Consider the following 11466-nt stretch of genomic DNA (forward strand, 5'->3'; position numbering starts at 1 on the left):
ATCGGGGGCAGTCGGGGCCCCGTCCCGCCACGTCACGGCGTATGGACCGGCCGGAACGGCATCATGCCTTGCAGTAGCGGCGCGCGTACAGCGTGTAGTGACCGTGAAGGGCGAGGTGAATGATGGCGGGCAGGGGTTTGCGGCTCTCGTTCGCGGCGTGGGCCGTCACCCGGGCCGTGCTGCTGATGTGCGTGCTGCGGGTGTGGGTGATGCCGGGGTCGGACGTCTCCGTCGACATCGAGGTGATCTACCAGGGCTGGTACGGGGTGCTGAGCACCGGCACCTTCCCCTACGACGACGTCACCTGGCAGTACCCGCCCGCCGCGGCCTTCGCCGTGCTCGCTCCCGGCCTGCTCCCCTTCCTCGACTACGCCCCCGCCTTCTTCGTGGTGTGCCTCCTGGCCGACGCGGTCGTCTACGCGCTGCTGCTGTACGCGGTGCGGGGCGGGCGGCGCCGCGCCACCGGGGTGTGGGTGTGGGTGGCCGGGGTCCCCCTGCTCGGCCCGATCGTCTACGCCCGCTACGACGTGATGGTGACGGCCGTCGCCGTGGCCGCCCTCCTCGCGGCCGGGCGCCGGACCCGCCTCTCGGGGGCGCTCACGGCCTTCGGGGCGCTGCTGAAGGTGTGGCCGGTGCTGCTGCTGGTCGGCACGCCGCGGGGGCCCCGTACGCGGGAGACGTGGGGCGCGGCGGCGATCACGGCCGCCGTGCTCGGGCTGGCGTTCGCGGCGACCATGCCGGGGGCGCTGGCGTTCCTGACCTTCCAGCGGGACCGGGGCACGGAGGTGGAGTCCCTGGGCTCGCTGGTCTTCCACCTGGGGCGGCACGTCGGCTGGCACGGCCACGCGCGGCTGCACTACGGCTCGGTGGAGTTCCTCGGCCCCTACGTCCACACGGTGAGCCGGCTCGCGCTCGTGCTGAGCGTGGTGGCGTTCGCCTGGCTGCTGCTGTGGCGCGTACGGGCGCGCAGGTTCACGGCCTGCACGCCGTACGAGGCGGCGTTCGCGTCGGTGCTGCTGTTCACCACGACCAGCCGGGTCATCAGCCCGCAGTACATCGTCTGGCTGCTCGGGCTGGCGGCGGTGTGCCTCACCATGGGCACGACGCGCCAGCGCCTGCCCATCGCCCTGGTCCTGCTGGCCGCCCCGCTGACCCAGCTGGAGTTCCCGATCTGGTTCTCCCACGTGGTGGCCAGCGACAAGCTGGGCGTGGCGACGCTGACCCTGCGGAACGGGTTGCTGGTCGTCGCCACGCTGATCTCGTGCGCCCGGCTGTGGCGCGAGACGGTGTCCCCGCCGGGGGCTCCCGACGCTCCTGACGACCCCCCTGCGGAGAAGGAACCGGCCTTGCTGGCGGGCTGACGGTCTCCGGGCACGGCCTGCGGGTCGGTTCGGCACCGCCGGTACACGCCGTGGGGGCTGAGCACCATCGCGGCGGGAGCAATTGCCCGTGCCGGGCATGCAGCCCCCGGCTGCCTTGCCGCAGGCAAAAAGAATCCGCCGCAACGGCGATCAGCCACCGCGGAGCGGACCGGCGGTGCCGGACTTCGCCCACCCCCACGGAGTGGACCCCGCGGTGCCGAGCCCCCTCAGCCCGAGGCGAACTGCTCCCCGACGTACGCCCTCCACCGCTGTGTGAACTCCCCGGGCGAGACGCCCAGAACGGAACGCAGCGCGGCCTCGACGGCGCCGTCACGGCGCGCATGCGCGCCCACCGCGCGGTAGAACGCGACCAGTTTCTCCTCGCTCCAGCGGTCGGCGATCAGCCGGCAGGCCAGCCACCCCTCCTCGTACGCGCGGGCGAGCCGCCCCGCCTCCCCGGTGAAGCCGAACTCGGGGTCCCCGGGCAGCCGGTCGGGGAGGGTGCCGGCGGCGGCCGCGCGGGAGAGTTCGGGGGCGGCCTGGCGGACGGTGCGCCCGGTGTCGCGGTACGCGGCCCAGTCGGCGAAGCCCTCGGACAGCCACAGCGGCGTGGCCTTCGTCGTCCTGGCCCGGGTGGCCACGTGGGCGGTCTCGTGCGTGAGCACGATGCGCCGCCCGAACGCGCCGAGCACCCCGTACGCCTCGGGGTTGACGATGATGCGGTCCGCGGGCGCGGCGGCGCCGGAGCCGCCCGCCTCGCCGGTGGTCACGGCGGCGATGCCCCGGTAGTTGGAGACGGGCGAGTCCAGGAGCGCGGCCATCCGGTCCAGCGAGGCGGGCATCTCGACCACGACCCGGCCGGGCCATTCGCGCGACCCGGCCCGCCAGGCCGCGCCCACGGCCGGGACGGCCTTGTCGGCGAGGTCGGCGAGGGCGCGCAGCCGCTCGCGGTCCTGGCCGACGCCGAGGACGAGGCTGCGCTCGCCGCGGACGACGGTCACAGGACCCTGCTCCCACAGCTGGTGCCCGCCGCGCCGGGAGCCGGCGGCCACGTACCAGCGCCCGCCGCGCTCGACGAGGGTCAGCCGGCTGCGGGCGGTGACGGGGGCGCTGTCATAGCCGGCCAGCCGGTAGCGCAGCTCGGCCTCGGCGGCGACCCGCCGGCCGTCCCCGGGCGCCGGGGTGAAGCCGCCCGTGCGCACCAGGCGGTAGTCCCATGAGGCGAACGGGACGGCCGCGAGGTTGGCGAAGAGGCGGCGCTGCTCCTCCCGGTAGCCCCCGGCGGCCGGGTCGACGGCGGCCAGGAAGGCACTCTCGTCACGGTCGCGGACCGCGGCGGCCCACCGGTCCAGGAGCCCCTGCAGGGCCCGCTCGCGGGCGTCAGGACCTCCGGAGAGCCCTCCTGAGCAGCCGGTCAGACCGGCCTGCAGGGCCATGAGGAGGGCCGCCAGGCAGCACGCCGCCCGGCGGGCCGGCCCGCGGCCGCCCGCTCGTGTGCCCCCGCGTCCGCTCCTCCACCACCGGCCCGTCACGTCCCGCATCGTACGAGCCGCATGCCTCCGGGGGCGCGCTCAGGACGTGATCACGGCCGGGTCACGGACGAAATCGGCATCATGTTGGCCGGGTCGTAGCGCACCCGGGCGCCCGGGTAGGGCGCGTGGACGACCTGGCCGTTGCCGACGTACATGCCGACGTGGCTGGCGTCGTCGCGGTAGATGACGAGGTCCCCGGGGCGCGCCTCGGACAGCGGGATGTGCCGTCCGGCGTTGCGCTGCGCCTGGGAGGTGCGCGGCAGACCGACCCCGGCCCGCCCGTACGCCCACTGCATGAGCCCGGAGCAGTCGAAGGCGCCGGGCCCGGTCGCGCCCCAGGCGTAGGGCGAGCCGACGGCGGAGCGGGCGGCCAGGGCGGCCGCGGCGCCGCGGGAGGAGGCGGCGGCGAGGTCCTGCAGACCGCCGAGGGCGCCCCCGTCCGAGCGCTCCAGCTGCCGGGTGCCGCCGGAGCGCGAGGCCCGGGCGTAGGCCTCCCGGTCGGCTGTCGGCAGGGCGTTCAGCAGGCGGCGGGCGGTGGCGAGCTTCCCCTCGACCTCCCGCTTGTGCTGTTCGACGGCCTTGCGCGTCCGCTCCAGCTCGCCGAGCATCCGCGCCGCCTCGCTGCGCTCCTGGCGCAGTGCCCGCTGGGCCTCCGTGAGGGCCCTGAGCTGCTCGCTCTGCCGATCGGAGACGCGGTCGAGGGTGGCGGCGCGGTCCAGGTAGCCGTCGGGGTCGGAGGACAGGAGCAGCTGGAGGGCGGGGTCGACGGCGCCGCTGCGGTACTGGGCGGCGGCGACCATGCCGAGGGCGGTGCGCATGTGGTTGACGCGCTCCTGGCCGCGGGCGACGCGGTCGGTGGCCTCGGTGACCTTCCGGCGGAGCTCGCCGGCGCGCTCGCCCGCTTCGTTGAACTTCTCGGTGGCCCGCTCGGCCTGCTCGTAGAGCCGGTCGACCCGCGCCTTGACGGTCCCGCGGGACCGGTCGTCGCGGGCGGTGTCGCTGGGCCGTGCTCCGGCCGGGGGCGCCATCGCGGCCGCGGCCGTGGCCACGGCGGCGGACAGGACGGTGACCCGGACGGTCTGGGTGAGACCGGACTGCGAAGAACGGCGATGGGACGCCACGGGCTGCCGCACTCCCTTCCTTGCTGCACTGTGGGCGCGGTCTGCCCGGCGTGCCGGTTACCGCAGCGCCAGACAGTAGCGGCGCGCTCACCCCGTGTTCAAAGACCTCGTGGGGTGGGAATGGGACGGGAATGCGGACGCCCCGCCGGAGACGCAGGTCACCGGCGGGGCGTGGTGTCAGCGAGGGCCACCGCGATTCGCCCGAACGGGCGGCGGGTCAGCCATTCGGCCCAGTCGTCAGCCTATGCGGACGCCGAACTGGAAGGGCATGTTGCCCATCGACTCGTAGCGCACGTTGGCGCCCGGCTTGGGGGCGTGCAGGGTCATGCCGTTGCCCGCGTAGAGGCCGATGTGGTGCAGGTCGCCGTAGAAGAGCACCAGGTCACCGGGCTTGAGCTGGCTCTGGTCGTAGATGCGGGTGCCGGCGTTGGCCTGGTCCTGGGAGATGCGCGGCAGGGTGACGCCGGCCTGGGCGTACGCCCAGCCGGTCAGCCCCGAGCAGTCGAAGGAGCCCGGGCCGGTCGCGCCCCAGACGTAGGGGGCCCCGATCTTGCCCTGGGCGGCGGCGAGCGCGGCGGCTGCGCGGCCGGAGGTGGGCACGTCCTTGCCGAGGTCGGGGCGGCTGCTGCCGCCGCCGCCGCGGCCGGCGCGCTCCTCGCCGCCCTTGCCGCCGTCGGCCTTCTCCTTCTCGCCGAGGACCTCGGCGCGCTCCGCGGCGGTGAGGGTGTTGAGCTGCTCCTTGGCGGCGGCGAGCTTCTCCTGGACGGCTTCCTTCTGCTCGCCCAGCACCTTGCGGGTCTCCGCGAGGTCCTTGAGCTTGCCGGTCGCCTCCTGGCGCTGCTGCTTGAGCGCGCGCTGCTTCTCGGAGATCTGCTTGAGGGTGTCGGCCTGCTTGGCGCTCACCTGGTTGAGCGTGGAGGCCTTCTCCAGGTAGCTCTCCGGGTCGGAGGAGAGCAGGAGCTGCAGCGAGGGGTCGACGGCGCCGCTGCGGTACTGCGCGGTGGCCAGCGAACCGAGGCCGTTGCGCAGCTTGTTGATCTCCTCCTGGCCGCGGGCGACCTTGTCCTGGAGATCGGTGACCTGCTTGTCGAGCTTGTCCTGCTTCTCCTTGGCCCCGTTGTACTTCTCCGTGGCCTGCTCGGCCTCTTCGTAGTACTTGTCGACCTTCTCCTTGACCTCCGCCTTGGAGGCCTTCGGATCGGCGTGCGCGGCCTGTGAGGTGAGGGCGACGGCCGCGGCTGCGGTCGCGGTCAGCACGGTCACCCGGGCGCGGCCCGGCTGCTTGGGTCGACGGTGGGACGCCACGGAGACGAGCTCCTTCTTCCTCGGCCGCCACCGCACGCCGGAGGGCACGGTTCGGGCGGGACCTTCACCGTCACCCCGAATGGATGATCAACCGGGTGAAGGTTCGAGGCCCGACCTTAGTGACCCCTGACTGATCCGTTCAAATCCTCATCAGAAAAATCTCTCGCCTCAACAGAAGCTTTACCAACGTGACACAGCCGGTGATGACGGCTTGACGGTCAGGTACGGGCAAGTCGCTTGAGGAGCAAGGCCGATGCCACCGGCCGGGCGCCCGCCTTCGCGACGCCGTCGGCGACCTCGCGGTCGGTGGAGACCACCACGACCGGACGGCCCGGGGGCTCGGCCCGCACCAGCTGGCGGATGAGCTCGTCCGCGGTCACCCCGGGCTTGCTGAAGAGCACCCGCACCCCGCGCGGCGGCGCGAGCAGCACGGGCGCGGCCAGCTCGGCCCCGTCGAAGACGCAGGTCACCTCGGCGCCCGTCTGCGCGGCCAGCATCGCGAGCCCGCCCAGCAGCCGCAGCCGCTGCTTGTCCAGCGGCATCGTCGGATAGCCGGTCTTGGTGACGTTGTAGCCGTCGACGACGAGGTGTGCCTGAGGCAGGGCCAGCAGCTGGTCCAGCAGTGCGGGATCGGTCTCGGACAGGGCGCGCGTGGCGATGTCCTTCGGGGTCATCCGGCCCGGCTCGACGGCGTCCACCGTGTCCGCGGGGTGCACGGAGACGGGCGGCAGCGCCAGTTCGCGGCGCAGCCCCTGCGCCGCGTCCAGGACCGTGTCCAGCAGCAGCCGCAGGCGCATGTCCTCCACGCTGCGGCCCTCGCGCACCGCCCGGCGGCTCGCCTCCAGCGCGGCCTCGGCCTCCGACAGCCGCGTCTTGAGCCGGCGGGTCTCCCCCAGCGCGGCGGCCTTCTCGGCCGCACCGGCCGCCCGCACGGACTCCAGCTCGGCCTCCGCCTTGCGCAGGGCGGCCTCGCCGCGCCGCACGTCGGCGACCGCGCTGCGCAGCTTGCGCTGCAGCGCATCGGTTTCCCTGCGGACCGCCTCCAGCTCGGCGCGGACCCGCTCGGCCTCGGCCCGCCCCGCGGCCCGGGCCTCCGCCAGCTCCTCGCGCAGCCGCCGCAGTTCGCGCTGGGCCTCCTCGCCCGCGCGCTCCGCGGTCGCCCGCAGGGCCTCCTCGCCGGCCGCCGTCACGAGCTTGACCCAGCCCGTGGGCCGCAGCACGTAGGCCATGGCGGCCACGTCCTCCGGATCGGCGGCCGCCGGCGGCGAACCCGCGTCCAGCGCCTCGGCGAGCTCGGAGCCCGTCTCGCGCAGCCGGGCCGAGATGCGCCGGCGGAACGCTTCGTCGTTCTCCACGGCCGCGGCCATCGCATTGCCCGCGAACTTGGCCCGCCGGCTCGGCGTGAACCGGGCGTACTGCCGCAGCGCCGCCGGGAGTTCGGCCACCGTCAGGCCGCCGAACGCCTCCGCGACCAGGCCGATGACCCGGCGCCGCACGCCTTCCGGCAACGGACGGTCGAGCACCTCGGCAGCGCCGTCGGTCCCACCGGTGTCACCTGGCTCACCGGCCGCCTCCGCGCCACCCGTGTGCTCCACCACCGCTCACCGCTCCCGTTCTTCAGGCCTTCGCGCCCGGCCGGTCCACCAGCTCGACCTGGTCGACCGCGTTGCACCAGCGGCAACGCACGGACTCGATCGTCTCACTGACCACCTCGCGTTCCTCCACGCGCGGCTCGCCGGAGAGGTCGAGATGAACGAATTCCACGGCTTTGGTCGTACGCGTCACATCGAACCGGGTGAGATTGCCGCACAGAGCGCAGCGCCACCGGGTCCCGGCTGTCGGCTGGGGAACGCCCATCGTGTCGTCCGTCCTCATCAAGTCCATCGAACTGCGGGTGTGCTTCCCGTAACCCTACGGCCTGATGGTCATGCGGCGCGGAGTGCGGGCCCGCTTCACCGGCCCGGCGAGGCACTCTGTGCGCTTTGCTGCCGGTACGTCATGATCTGCTCATGTTGGGAAAGGCCGGAAAGGCAGCCGGGACCGCGGCGCACGGGGGCCACGACGGGATCCGCCCGCCGGTTCCCCTGGTCACCTACGCCCTCATCGGCGCCTGCTGCGCGGTGTTCCTCCTGGGCCCCGCCGCGGAGCTCGCCGCACCCCTGGCCCGCCACGGCAGCGGCAGCAACCTCCTCGCCGCCCAGACCGCCTACTTCGAGCGCTGGGGCGTGGTGCCCGAGAGACTCTGGCACGGGCCGCCGGCGGAGCTGATCACCCCGCTCACCGCGCTCTTCGTGCACGGCAACTGGCTGCATCTGCTCGGGAACATGCTCTTCCTCTACGTCTTCGGCGCCATGGCCGAAAACCGGATGGGACGCGGACCCTTCGCCCTCTTCTACCTCACCGCCGGAGTGCTCGCCCTGCTCGGCTACGCGGCCGCGCACGCCGCCTCCGACCGCACGCTCGTCGGCGCCTCCGGCGCGATCTCCGGGGTCCTCGGAGCCTTCCTCTACCTCTTCCCCCGGGCCCGCGTCACCAGTCTCTTCCCGTTCCTCTTCTTCCTGCCGCTGCGGTTCCCCGCCTGGGCCGTGCTGCTCTTCTGGTTCGCCCTGCAGTGGGTGGCCGCCCGCGCGGCCGGCGACCGCCCCGGCGTCGCCTACCTCGCCCACGTCGTGGGCTTCGCGCTGGGCTTCCTGTACGCGTGGGCGAGGTACGGACGTGCGACTAGAGTGAAGGCGGGGCTGCCCCCCGACCCCCGATAGGAGCCCGCAGTGATCACTTCGATCGTGCTGATCAAGACAGACGTCGACCGGATCCCCGAGATCGCCGAGCAGATCGCCGCGATCGAGGGCGTGAGCGAGGTGTACTCGGTGACGGGTGCGCACGATCTGATCGCCATGGTGCGGGTGGCCCGGCACGACGACCTCGCGGACGTCATCCCGGGCAGGATCAGCAAGGTCCCGGGCGTCGCCTCGACGGAGACGCACATCGCGTTCCGCACGTACTCCCAGCACGACCTGGAGGCGGCGTTCGCGATCGGCCTGGATGCCTGACGGCACGTCGCTGGGACAACGGCTCATGCCGATCGGCACCGCCGGTCACGCCGGTTGCGGCTGATCGCCGTTGCGACGGCGGGAAGGCCCCGGACCCGCCCTTTCACCGTTTCCCCCTGCGGGGAGCGGGGGCCTGCCCCGGCAGCCGCCCCCGCCGCAGCGGCGCGCAACCCCCGCCCGCGTATCCGGCGGTGCCGGGCCGGGCGCAACCCGCGATCAACCCTCCGCCGTCAGGCGACCGGCACACACCGCCCACCCTCGGTCCGGTAGGACCACTTCGCTCCGTGGCGGACGAGTTCGCCCACCGCCGTCACGAAGCGCTCCACGTGCTCGTCCGGCGTGCCGGCGCCGAAGCTGACGCGGATCGCGTTCAGCGGCGCGCCCTCGTCCGGCGCACCGCACTCCCCCTCGGCAGCGGAGTCCGCGCCCACCAGCGTCCGCACCAGCGGATGTGCGCAGAAGAGGCCGTCGCGGACACCGATCCCGTACTCCGCGGAGAGCGCCGCCGCGAAGTGTGAGCTGTTCCAGCCGTCGACGGTGAAGGACAGGACGCCCACGCTCGGCGCTCCGGGCCCGAAGAGCGACAGCACCCGCACCCCCGGCACCGCCGCCAGCCCCTCCCGCACCGCGGTGATCAGCTGCCGCTCCCGCTCCGCGAGCCGATCGAAGCCCGCCTCGGTGAGCGCCTTGCAGGCGGACGCGATGGCGTAGGCCCCGATGACGTTGGGCGAGCCGGCCTCGTGCCGGGCGACCCCGTCGTGCCAGTCGACCTCCACCTCGCCGGAGGCACCCCGCGCGACGCGCCGGCTCGCGCCTCCGCCCGCGAGGTAGGGCTCGGCGTCGCGGAGCCAGTCCGCCCGCCCGGCCAGCACGCCGGCGCCGAAGGGCGCGTACAGCTTGTGCCCGGAGAAGGCGACCCAGTCGGCGTCCAGTTCGGCGATGTCCACCCGCTGGTGGGGGACGAGCTGGGCCGCGTCCACGACGATCCGCGCGCCGTGGGCGTGCGCGGCGGCGGCGAGCTCCCGGACGGGCCACAGCTCACCGGTCACGTTGGACGCACCGGTCACGCACACCAGCGCGGGCCCGTAGGGCTCGCGGGCCGCGAGCGCCTGCTCGAGCGTCTCGACCGCCTGCCCGGGGGTGCGGGGCGCGTCGAGGTAGGTCACCTCGACGTCCGCGCGCCGCTCCCAGGGCAGCAGCGCCGCATGGTGCTCGGTCTCGAAGACGAACACCCGCGTCCCGGTGGGGAGTACGGCCGCGAGCAGGTTGAGGGAGTCGGTGGTCGAGCGGGTGAAGAGCACCTGGTCCCCGTCCCGGCAGCCGAGGAACGCGGCGACGTCCGCCCGGCTGTTCTCGAAGAGCTCCGTCGACAGCTGCGAGAGGTAGCCCGCGCCGCGGTGGACGCTGCCGTAGTAGGGCGCGTACGCCGCCACGTCGTCCCACACCCGCTGCAGGGCGGGGGCGCTGGCCGCGTAGTCCAGCGCCGCGTACGTCACTTCTCCCCCGGTCACCAGCGGCACCCGGACATCGCACCCGAGAACGGGCAGAGGGGTGCAAACGGACCGGTCGGAGGCAAGAGTGGGGACAGACATGGCGAACTCCCGTAAAAAGGCAGGCGAATTCCACCGCGCGACGGGCGCGGGAAAGGGAAGGAGGGTGCGGGAAAAGGGGCTCTTCGAGCCCTAACGCATTCGCTGAACCACGGAAGGAACTCCCTCGACAACCAGGATCCCTGGCGAGGGACCCGCGCTTGCCGCAGACCTCGCTGCCTGCGACCTGGTCATCACCCGGGGCACCCCGCCACGGAAGGAGGGTTGCCGGACAGCGGGCCGGGGCCGTGTCGCTGTCACTCGTGACCTTGGCCGAGAGTATGGCACAACTGATCGCCGGCCGGGAAGGGACGTCCGTATCACGGACGCCCCTTCACCGCACTACGCGTTGCTCGCCAGAGCCCACCGCTCGAGAGCCCGCCGGGCCGCCCCGGAGTCGATGGACTGCGCAGCCCGGGCGATACCCTCCCGGATCTGCTCCGCCAGCGGCGCCTGCGTGGGCGCCAACGCCACCAGCGCCGCAGCCGAGTTGAGGAGCACGGCGTCCCGCACCGGGCCCGTCTCGCCCGCGAGCAGACGCCGCGCGACATCCGCGTTGTAGGACGCGTCGGCCCCCCGCAGCGCCTCCACCGGCACCAGGCCGATCCCCACGTCCCGCGGGTCGAAGGCCTCCTCGCGGACCCGGCCGCCGGAGACCACCCACACCCGCGACGTGGCGGTCGTGGTGAGCTCGTCGAGGCCGTCGTCGCCGCGGAAGACCAGCGCCGAGGAGCCGCGCTCGGCGAGCACCCCGGCGAGGATCGGGGCCATCCGGGCGTCCGCGACGCCCGTGGCCTGGGCCCGGACCTTCGCGGGGTTGGTCAGCGGGCCGAGCACGTTGAAGACGGTCCGGATGCCGAGCTCGCGCCGGGCCCCGGCCACGTGCCGCAGCGCCGGATGGAACTTCACCGCGAAGCAGAAGGTGATGCCGGCTTCCTCGGCCACCTCCACCACCCGCTTCGGGGTGAGGTCGAGGTTGACGCCCAGCTTCTCCAGGACGTCCGAGGCGCCGCTCGCCGAGGACGCCGCCCGGTTGCCGTGCTTGACGACCTTCGCGCCGGTGCCGGCGACGACGATCGAGGACATGGTGGAGATGTTGACGGTCTTGGCACCGTCGCCGCCGGTGCCGACGATGTCCACGCTGGGGCCGGGGACCTCGATCAGCCGGGCGTGCTCGTACATCGCGCGCACCAGGCCGGAGATCTCGGCGACCGTCTCGCCCTTGGCACGCAGGGCGACCACGAAACCCGCGATCTGCGCGTCGGTGGCCTCGCCGCGCATGATCCGGTCCATGGCCCAGGCGGTGTCGTCGGCGGTCAGGTCGCGGCCGGCGAGCAGGGCGTCCAGGAGGCCCGGCCAGGAGGGGGCCACCGCGCTGCCGCCGCCTGCCGGGGTCACAACGTTCATGGTCCACGCTCCTGGTGGTCGGTCCGGAGAGCCGGGTTCGTCCGGGGCTCTGCCCGCCCAGCCTATCCACCCCCCGAAGACAGCGAAGAGCCCCGTCCTGG

The 11466-nt window shown here is 73.7% G+C and carries 10 protein-coding genes and 1 riboswitch; of the genes, 3 read left to right on the forward strand and 7 right to left on the reverse strand.

The genetic code is table 11. The features are described from left to right. Positions 1-122 precede the first annotated feature (122 nt). A complete protein-coding gene (locus tag FGW37_RS08860) occupies positions 123-1361 on the forward strand; it encodes a glycosyltransferase 87 family protein (protein ID WP_425506492.1) in 1239 nt (412 codons plus the stop codon). A 227-nt stretch (positions 1362-1588) separates the two neighbouring features. Here FGW37_RS08860 and FGW37_RS08865 read toward each other — a convergent pair whose 3' ends face one another. The 5 genes from FGW37_RS08865 to FGW37_RS08885 all read right to left on the reverse strand — a co-directional run bounded on the left by FGW37_RS08865 (position 1589) and on the right by FGW37_RS08885 (position 7176). Further along, positions 1589-2797, reverse strand: coding sequence for a hypothetical protein (locus FGW37_RS08865; RefSeq protein WP_179084586.1), 1209 nt, complete (start codon positions 2795-2797; stop codon positions 1589-1591). A 146-nt stretch (positions 2798-2943) separates the two neighbouring features. Continuing rightward, positions 2944-4014, reverse strand: a complete 1071-nt coding sequence (locus FGW37_RS08870; RefSeq protein WP_179080568.1) for a C40 family peptidase — start codon at positions 4012-4014, stop codon at positions 2944-2946. Positions 4015-4251: 237 nt separating this feature from the next. Then, the gene (locus tag FGW37_RS08875) at positions 4252-5319 is read right to left on the reverse strand and encodes a C40 family peptidase (protein ID WP_179080569.1); all 1068 of its coding nucleotides are present in this window, start codon (positions 5317-5319) and stop codon (positions 4252-4254) included. Positions 5320-5537: 218 nt separating this feature from the next. Continuing rightward, complete coding sequence (locus FGW37_RS08880) at positions 5538-6917, reverse strand: NYN domain-containing protein (RefSeq protein WP_179080570.1); 1380 nt, start codon at positions 6915-6917, stop codon at positions 5538-5540. A gap of 19 nt (positions 6918-6936) precedes the next feature. Beyond that, positions 6937-7176 carry a hypothetical protein gene (locus tag FGW37_RS08885; RefSeq protein ID WP_179084587.1) on the reverse strand — a complete coding sequence of 80 codons (240 nt, stop codon included), beginning with the start codon at positions 7174-7176 and terminating at the stop codon, positions 6937-6939. 152 nt (positions 7177-7328) lie between these two features. Here FGW37_RS08885 and FGW37_RS08890 point away from each other — a divergent pair, with 152 nt between their 5' ends. Further along, positions 7329-8078: a rhomboid family intramembrane serine protease gene (locus FGW37_RS08890; RefSeq protein WP_179080571.1), complete on the forward strand. Its 750-nt coding sequence runs from the start codon at positions 7329-7331 to the stop codon at positions 8076-8078. A gap of 9 nt (positions 8079-8087) precedes the next feature. Then, complete coding sequence (locus tag FGW37_RS08895; protein WP_168090983.1) at positions 8088-8369, forward strand: Lrp/AsnC family transcriptional regulator; 282 nt, start codon at positions 8088-8090, stop codon at positions 8367-8369. A gap of 230 nt (positions 8370-8599) precedes the next feature. Here FGW37_RS08895 and FGW37_RS08900 read toward each other — a convergent pair whose 3' ends face one another. Together FGW37_RS08900 and trpD are read right to left on the reverse strand one after the other, a co-directional pair. After that, a complete protein-coding gene (locus FGW37_RS08900) occupies positions 8600-9961 on the reverse strand; it encodes an aminotransferase class V-fold PLP-dependent enzyme (protein WP_179080572.1) in 1362 nt (453 codons plus the stop codon). Positions 9962-10110: 149 nt separating this feature from the next. After that, positions 10111-10227, reverse strand: a riboswitch (SAM riboswitch). Between the two features lie 73 nt (positions 10228-10300). Continuing rightward, complete coding sequence (gene trpD, locus FGW37_RS08905; protein WP_179080573.1) at positions 10301-11365, reverse strand: anthranilate phosphoribosyltransferase; 1065 nt, start codon at positions 11363-11365, stop codon at positions 10301-10303. Positions 11366-11466: the final 101 nt, after the last annotated feature.

Origin of the sequence: Streptomyces rectiverticillatus, from assembly GCF_013394065.1 — a bacterium.
Classification (GTDB): domain Bacteria; phylum Actinomycetota; class Actinomycetes; order Streptomycetales; family Streptomycetaceae; genus Streptomyces; species Streptomyces rectiverticillatus.

What these genes read in the sequence shown, in the direction of transcription:
- FGW37_RS08860 (WP_425506492.1), top strand. Translation starts at nt 123, where the DNA reads ATGGCGGGCAGGGGTTTGCGGCTCTCGTTCGCGGCGTGGGCCGTCACC.
- FGW37_RS08865 (WP_179084586.1), bottom strand. Translation starts at nt 2,797, where the DNA reads ATGGCCCTGCAGGCCGGTCTGACCGGCTGCTCAGGAGGGCTCTCCGGA.
- FGW37_RS08885 (WP_179084587.1), bottom strand. Translation starts at nt 7,176, where the DNA reads ATGGGCGTTCCCCAGCCGACAGCCGGGACCCGGTGGCGCTGCGCTCTG.
- FGW37_RS08890 (WP_179080571.1), top strand. Translation starts at nt 7,329, where the DNA reads ATGTTGGGAAAGGCCGGAAAGGCAGCCGGGACCGCGGCGCACGGGGGC.
- FGW37_RS08900 (WP_179080572.1), bottom strand. Translation starts at nt 9,961, where the DNA reads ATGTCTGTCCCCACTCTTGCCTCCGACCGGTCCGTTTGCACCCCTCTG.
- trpD (WP_179080573.1), bottom strand. Translation starts at nt 11,365, where the DNA reads ATGAACGTTGTGACCCCGGCAGGCGGCGGCAGCGCGGTGGCCCCCTCC.